Below are 6,697 nucleotides of genomic sequence, written 5' to 3' on the forward strand. Positions count from 1 at the left end.
ATGCGGGACGCGGGGCCCGGGAGCGGGGACGCGAGCACGGCGACGGTCGAGGCGGCGGTGCCCGCCGACGCCGGCGAGCTGCTGACGCTGCAGCGCGCCGCCTACGTCTCCGAGGCGCAGCTGTACGGCGACCCGTTCATCCCGCCGCTGGTGGAGTCGCTGGAGCAGCTCCGCAAGGTGCTGGAGGGCGACGCCGTGGTGCTGAAGGCGGTGCTCGGCGGCCGGATGGCCGGCGCCGTCCGCGCCCAGTTCAGCGACCACACCTGCCTGGTCGGGCGGCTCGTCGTCGCGCCGGACCTGCAGGGCCGCGGGATCGGTGGGCGGCTGATGCGGGAGCTGGAGGAGCGCGTCGCGGGCCGCGCCGACGCGTGCGTGCTGTTCACCGGGCACCTCAGCGAGGGCAACCTGCGCCTGTACCGGCGGCTCGGCTACGCCGAGACGCACCGCGAGCGGGTCGCCGCGCACCTGACGCTCGTACACATGCGCAAAACCCTCGTCCCCGCCGAAACCCCCTGATCCGCGGCCGGGCCCGCCGGCGCTAGGGTGGGCGCGTGCTGAAAGTGGGACTCACCGGCGGAATCGGGTCGGGCAAGAGCGAGGTGTCCGCGCGGCTGGACGAGCGCGGCGCGGTGGTCATCGACGCCGACAAGATCGCCCGCGAGGTGGTCGAGCCGGGCACGCCGGGTCTCGCCGCGGTCGTCGCCGAGTTCGGCGAGGAGGTGCTGCTGCCGTCCGGCGCCCTCGACCGGGAGCGCGTCGGCAGGATCGTGTTCGCCGACGCGGACCGGCTCGCCGCGCTGAACGCCATCGTCCACCCCCTGGTCGGGGAGCGGATGCAGGAGCTCATGGACGCCGCGCCCGCCGACGCGATCGTCGTCTACGACGTCCCGCTGCTGGCGGAGAACGGCCTCGCCGGCATGTACGACGCGGTGGTGGTCGTGGACGCGCCCGAGGAGACCCAGCTGGACCGGCTGACGTCCCGGCGCGGCATGACCGAGGAGGACGCCCGCGCCCGCATGGCGAACCAGGCCACCCGGGAGCAGCGCCGCGCCGTCGCCACCCACGTGATCGACAACTCCGGCACCCTGGACGACCTGAAGTCCCAGGTCGACGCCCTCTGGGAGACCCTCACCCGCCAGGCCGCCGACAAGCCCGCAAGCGAGCGGCCCTGACCCGTCGCACGAGCAGCCCTGAGCCGTCACGAGCGGCCCTGAGTCGTCACGAGCAGACCTGAGCCGTCACGCGAGCGCGCTATCTGACCGGTGGGGGCGATGCCGAAGGCGAGCCCCCACCGGGAAGCTCGCGAAGCGAGGTCGCGCTCGCACAAGCACGGTCAAGAGCCGAGCCCCAGGCGAGGCTCTTGGGCCGAGCTTGCTAGAACACCGCGTCCATGGGGAGCTGGCGGACCTCGCGGAGGTAGTCGTCGAGCTCGCCGGGTTCGAAGCGGCACATGCCGACGGCGTACCAGAACTCGGCGGTGGCGTTGCCCTCCCACTTGTAGCGGCCGTCGGGCGCGAGCGCTGCCCAGCCCTCGGCGAGGCCGAGGAGGGTCGCGCGGCGGACCGGGGCGGCGCGGTCGGAGACGTCCCACAGGATGACGGCGCCGTCGTCGCCTGCGGTGGCGAGCTGCGTCCCGTCGGGGCTGAACGCCGCCGACCAGACGCGCCGGGTGTGGCCGGTGAGGGTGTGCAGCGGCCGGCCGGTCGCGGGGTCCCAGAGCCGGACGACGAGGTCGTCGCCGGCGCTGGCGAGCATCTCCCCGGACGGGTGGAACGCGGTCGTCCACAGGCGGCCGACGTGGCCGCGCAGCTCGTGCAGCGCCTCGCCGGATGACGGGTCCCACAGCCGGACGGTGCCGTCGTTGCTGGCGCTGGCGAGGACGTCGCCGGACGGCGCGAACGCGACCTGGTAGACGCGGTCGGCGTGGCCGCGCAGCATCCGGAGGAGTTCGCCGGTGCGCGGCTCCCACAGCCGGACCACGCCGTCGTCGCAGCCGGTCGCGACGGCGTCGCCGCCGGGATGGAAGCAGATGGAGCGGACCCGGCCGCGGTGGTCGGCGAGGTTGACGATCTCGCGGCCGCTCGTCCAGTACCAGAGCCGGACGCTGTCGTCGTCGTTGGCGGTGGCGAGGACGTCGCCGTCGGGCGCGAACGCCTGCGCCCACACGTGGTCGGTCTCGACGTTCAGCTCCCGCTCGAACGTGCCGGTGCCGGCCTGCCACAGGTGGACGCCGCCGTCGTTGGTGGCGGTCGCGAGCTGGGAGTCGCGGCCGTTGAACGCGGCGGAGGTGAGGTTGTCGGCGGCGCCGCGCAGCTCCCGGACCATCCGGCCGGTCCGCGGCTCCCACAGCCGGACGAGGCCGTCGTTGCCGCTGGAGGCCAGCAGCCCGCCGTCCGGGCTGAACGCGACGCCGGTGACGCGGCGGCCGTGGCCGCGCAGCACCGTCCGGCACTGTCCGGTCTCGGCGTCCCACAGCCGGGCGGTGCCGTCGTTGCTGCTGGTGGCGAGCTGGTGGCCGTCGGGGCGGAACGCGAACGGCCAGACGGCGCCGCGGTGCCCGGCGAGCTCCAGGCGCTGCCGGCCCGTCGCGGGGTCCCACAGCCGGACGGACCCGGCGCTGTCGGCGGTGGCGAGGCGGCCGCCGTCGGGGCTGAAGGCGGCCTGGTAGATGCCGCCGCCGTGGCCGGCGAGGGCGGCGCGGGGCCGGCCGTCCTCCCAGAGCCGGACGGACCCGTCGGTGTCGCCGGTGACCAGTAGGTCGCCGCCGGGGTGGAACGCGATGGCGTAGACGCGGCCGGTGTGGCCGAGCAGCTCCTGCCGGATCTCGCCGGTGCGGATGTCCCAGAGCCGGACGACGCCGGCCTCGTCGCCGGCCGCCAGCACCGAGCCGCCGGGGTGGAACACGGCGCGGAACACGGCGCCGCGGTGGCCGGTCAGCTCGCGCCGCAGCGCGCCGGTGGCGAGGTCCCAGACCCGCAGGGTGCCGCCCGCGTCGCCGGTGACCATGAGGGAGCCGGCGGGGTCGAACACGGCGGTGTAGACGGGCGCGGTGTGCCCGGACAGGTCGTGGAGGTGCTCGCCGGTGGCGGCGTCCCAGATCCGGATCGTGCCGTCGGCGGCGCCCGCCGCCACCAGGCTCCCGCCGGCGGGCGCGTGCCCGCCGACGACGACGGGCCACACGCCTTCGGGGTGGACGGTGAGGGTGTGCCGGCAGCGTCCGCTCGCGAGGTCCCAGATGCGGACGGTGCCGTCCGCGGAGCCGCTGGCGAGGAGGTCGCCGTCGCGGTCGAACGCCACCGCGTAGGCGCGGTCGCGGTGGCCCTGGAGGGTGCGCAGCGGGGTGCCGGTGACGGCGTCGCAGACGAGGACGCCGCCGTCCTCGCTGCCGACGGCGAGGACGGACCCGCCGGGGCTGTAGGCGAGCGGCTGCGGCAGCCGGCTGGTCTGGAAGTGGAAGCCGTAGGGGACGCCGACGGCGGCGGGCGCGACCTGGATGTCGATGGGGCGGCCGGGAGCGATGGCGGCCTCGCGCAGCTCCGGCGCGGTCGCGATCCGGTCGGGCAGGTCGGCGTCGACGAGCGCGGCGCGCGTCCAGCGGCTGCCCTCGATGGCGGCGTCGCGCAGGTCGGCGCGGGCGAGCCGGGCCCGGGACAGGTCGGCGCCGCGCAGGTCCGCGCCGGTCAGCTTCGCCTCGTCGAGCCGCGCCCCGGCGAGCGAGGCGTCCCGCAGCACCGCGCGCGACAGGTTCGCGCCGACGAGCTGCGCGTCGGTGAGGTCGGCGCCGGTCAGGTCGACCTCGTGCAGGTCGCGGTAGGACAGGTCCTCGCCCTGCAGGCGGGCGCCGCGCAGGTCGGTGCGGGCGGGGGTGCGCAGCCGGGTGGTGACGCGGATGGCGTTGGCGCGGGCGGTGTCGTCGGCGCCGGGGTCGGCGAGGACGCCGGCGGCCCAGTCCTGGCAGGCGCGGGTGTCGGCGAGATCGCAGAGGAAGTCCACGGTGAGCTGGGACAGCGCGCGGTGGCTCAGCGCGGCGGGGACGGCGCCGCGGGCGAACGCGTCGGCGATGTGCCGGGCGACGAGCCACTCCACCACCGAGCCGTGGATGAACCCGAACAGGCCCTCGTCGGTGCGGACGAGCAGGCTGCCGGCGCCGACCGCGTGCGTCACCTGGTGCGGCGACAGGCGTCCCTCGGCGAGGCCGGTGAGGGTGTCGGCGACGTCGGCGAGCTCGGCGAGGCGCAGGAACTGCTCGTTGCCCTCCCACAGCCGCAGCGCGAGCGTGCCGACCGCCTCCCACATGTCGTCGACGGCGAGCCCGGACGGCCCGCCGGTGCCGCGGACCCGCTCGGCCTCGTACGCCAGCCACGACGACAGGATCTCCTGGTAGAGGTCGGCGGGGCTGACCGTGGTGCGGGCCTGCGCGACGGCGCGGAGCCGGTCCTCGGGGAGGTCGGCGATGAAGCTGAGCATGCGGGGGTTGGAGGTCAGCGCGAGCAGTTCCTCGATGCCCGACAGCAGGCCGAGGCGGGCGTCGGCGGCCTCCTCGTCGCCGTACCGGTTGACCAGGTAGGAGCGGACCTGCCGGGGCGTGAACTCCTCCAGCCCGAGGACGCGCCGGTGCGGCAGCACCCCGACCTTCTCGCCGAGGGCGGTGAGCACCTGCGCCTGCGACTTGAAGTGCTGGGTGCGGCTCGCCACGACGATCTTCGCCTTGTCCTGCGCGGCCTGGAGCAGGGTGTCGAGGTGGTCGGCGGCCTGGTCGTAGGTCACCCGGGTGACCAGCTCGTCGAACCCGTCGAACAGCAGCACGATGCGGCCCTGCCGCAGCATGTAGTGGAACGCCTTGAGGTCGATCAGCTCCTCGCCGTGGTTGGCCAGGTGCGCGGCGACGAGACCGTCCACCGAGTGCGCCTTGTCGAGGGCGCGCAGCTCGATGAGGATCGGGACGACGTGCGGCAGCTCCTCGGGGATGCGGCGGGCCAGCTCGCGCAGCGCGAACGTCTTGCCGCGGCCGAAGTCGCCCAGCAGCAGCAGGAACCGGCCGTGGTCGGCGGCCAGCAGCCGCAGCATCTCCCCGACGACGTCCTCCTCGACGCCGACGCCGGCTCCGGACGCCCCGCCGGGGGTCTCGGCGGCGGGCGCACCGGAGGTCTCGGCGGACGGCGCGTCCGGGCGGAACCGGTCCAGCTCCCGGTACCGCTGCGGGACGTACAGCGACGGCGGGTACAGCCCGCCCGCCGACAGCCGCGCCGTCTGCGCCGACACGTACTCCGACAGGTCGAGCAGCCCCTGGAACTCGGTGAGGCTGCGGACCCGGATGCCGCGGCGCAGCGCGTCCTCGCGCAGCGATCGCGGCGGCACCGGACCGAGGTAGACCAGCTCAGACCCGTGGTCGGCGCCGTCGGCGTGCACGTGCCGGACGAACGCGTCCACGTCCTCCGCGGTCACCTGCCCGACGTGCGCGCCGATCCGGTACTGCCGGACGAACCCGTCCTCCAGGTGGGTGAGCAGCAGGTGCGGCGGGTCGGCGCGGCCGTCCTCGCGCGGCGGCGGGACGACGCGCCGGATCGTCGCGCGCTCGAACCGGGTCTCGCACGCCTCGGTGAGCCGGTCCAGCAGCCGGGCCGTGGGGTCGGGCGCCGGGTCGGCGGGGCGGTCCGGGACCTCGCCGGCGCCGAGCCCGGGGAGGGGACCGGCCGGTCCCGCCGGCGCCGCCTCCGCCCGGGGCGGGAACGTTCCCGCGGTCTTCGACCAGGCGACGGCGAGGCGCTCGGGGCCGCGCCTGGCGGCGTCCTCGGGGATCCACCGCTCCAGGCCGTCCGGGCGCAGCACGACGGTCTGGTGCCGGCCGGGGCCGAGCGCCGGGACGGACGGGACGCCGGAGCCGAGCAGCGGCACGGCGCCGAAATCGGACTCGGTGCCCTGGAAGAACAGGTTGACGTGGCCGCTCAGCAGCGTCTCCACCGTCTCGGGGTCGCGCAGCGCCCCCGGCTCCCCGGCGATGGGCGTGTGCTCCACCGCGCTGAGCCGCAGCCATCCCTCGTCCTCGAAGTGGCGGAGCCGCTCGTTGAACCAGGCCGCCTGCGCCTGCCCGACCCGCCCGTACCGGTCCTCCTCGCGGTGCGACTGCGGGAGCGTCGAGTTGAGCCCCGCCACGACGACCTTCAGGTCGGGGACGGGGAACAGCGTCCAGGGCTGCGCGCTGTCGAAGATCAGCGCGTCGAGGCCCTGGTAGAACTCCTTGAACAGGTTCGCGAAGTGCCGCCACTTCGGCCAGTAGGGCGGCTGCGGCTCGATGTCGTCGGCCTCGCAGCTGGAGAAGTACGCCTGGCAGGCCGCGCGGGTCACGTCGTGCGTGCCCGGCACCACCGCGACGCGCTGCGCCTCCAGGCCGAGCAGGGCGCGCAGGCTCGTCAGGAACGACAGCGCCTCGGCGAACTCCTTGCGGCTGCCGGAGTGGGTGAGGTTGCCGGTGACGACCAGCAGGTCCGGGCGGGGGACGCCGGCGTCGGCGAGCCGGGTCACGTCGCTCCAGATGCGGTCCTGCAGCTCCGCCGCCGTCGTCGGCTCGCCCGGCTCGGCGAGGGTCCGGCCGAACCGCGGGCCCGACACGTGCAGCACGCTCAGCCGCTCGCGGCGCTCCTCACCGCCGCGCGCGGAGGGGAACGCCGGCGCCGCCACCGGCGCGCGGCGCGCCGGG

3 protein-coding genes are annotated in these 6,697 nt (G+C 75.7%); 2 read left to right on the top strand and 1 reads right to left on the bottom strand.

The window, feature by feature from the left end; genetic code table 11:
• Both amrb99_RS30165 and coaE read left to right on the top strand, forming a co-directional pair.
• Window positions 1–516, top strand: a complete 516-nt coding sequence (locus amrb99_RS30165) for a GNAT family N-acetyltransferase (protein WP_190862412.1) — start codon at window positions 1–3, stop codon at window positions 514–516.
• A 35-nt stretch (window positions 517–551) separates the two neighbouring features.
• Window positions 552–1,172, top strand: coding sequence for a dephospho-CoA kinase (gene coaE / locus amrb99_RS30170; RefSeq protein ID WP_190862414.1), 621 nt, complete (start codon window positions 552–554; stop codon window positions 1,170–1,172).
• A 202-nt stretch (window positions 1,173–1,374) separates the two neighbouring features.
• On the opposite strand, the gene amrb99_RS30175 is transcribed toward coaE, so the two are convergent.
• Complete coding sequence (locus tag amrb99_RS30175) at window positions 1,375–6,678, bottom strand: pentapeptide repeat-containing protein (protein ID WP_347256924.1); 5,304 nt, start codon at window positions 6,676–6,678, stop codon at window positions 1,375–1,377.
• Between the last annotated feature and the right edge of the window lie 19 nt (window positions 6,679–6,697).

Origin of the sequence: Actinomadura sp. RB99, from assembly GCF_014706005.1 — a bacterium.
In the GTDB taxonomy this organism is placed as follows: Bacteria; Actinomycetota; Actinomycetes; order Streptosporangiales; family Streptosporangiaceae; genus Spirillospora.

Excerpts from the sequence above, each read along its gene's own strand:
- amrb99_RS30165 (WP_190862412.1), top strand. The coding sequence starts at position 1 with ATGCGGGACGCGGGGCCCGGGAGCGGGGACGCGAGCACGGCGACGGTC.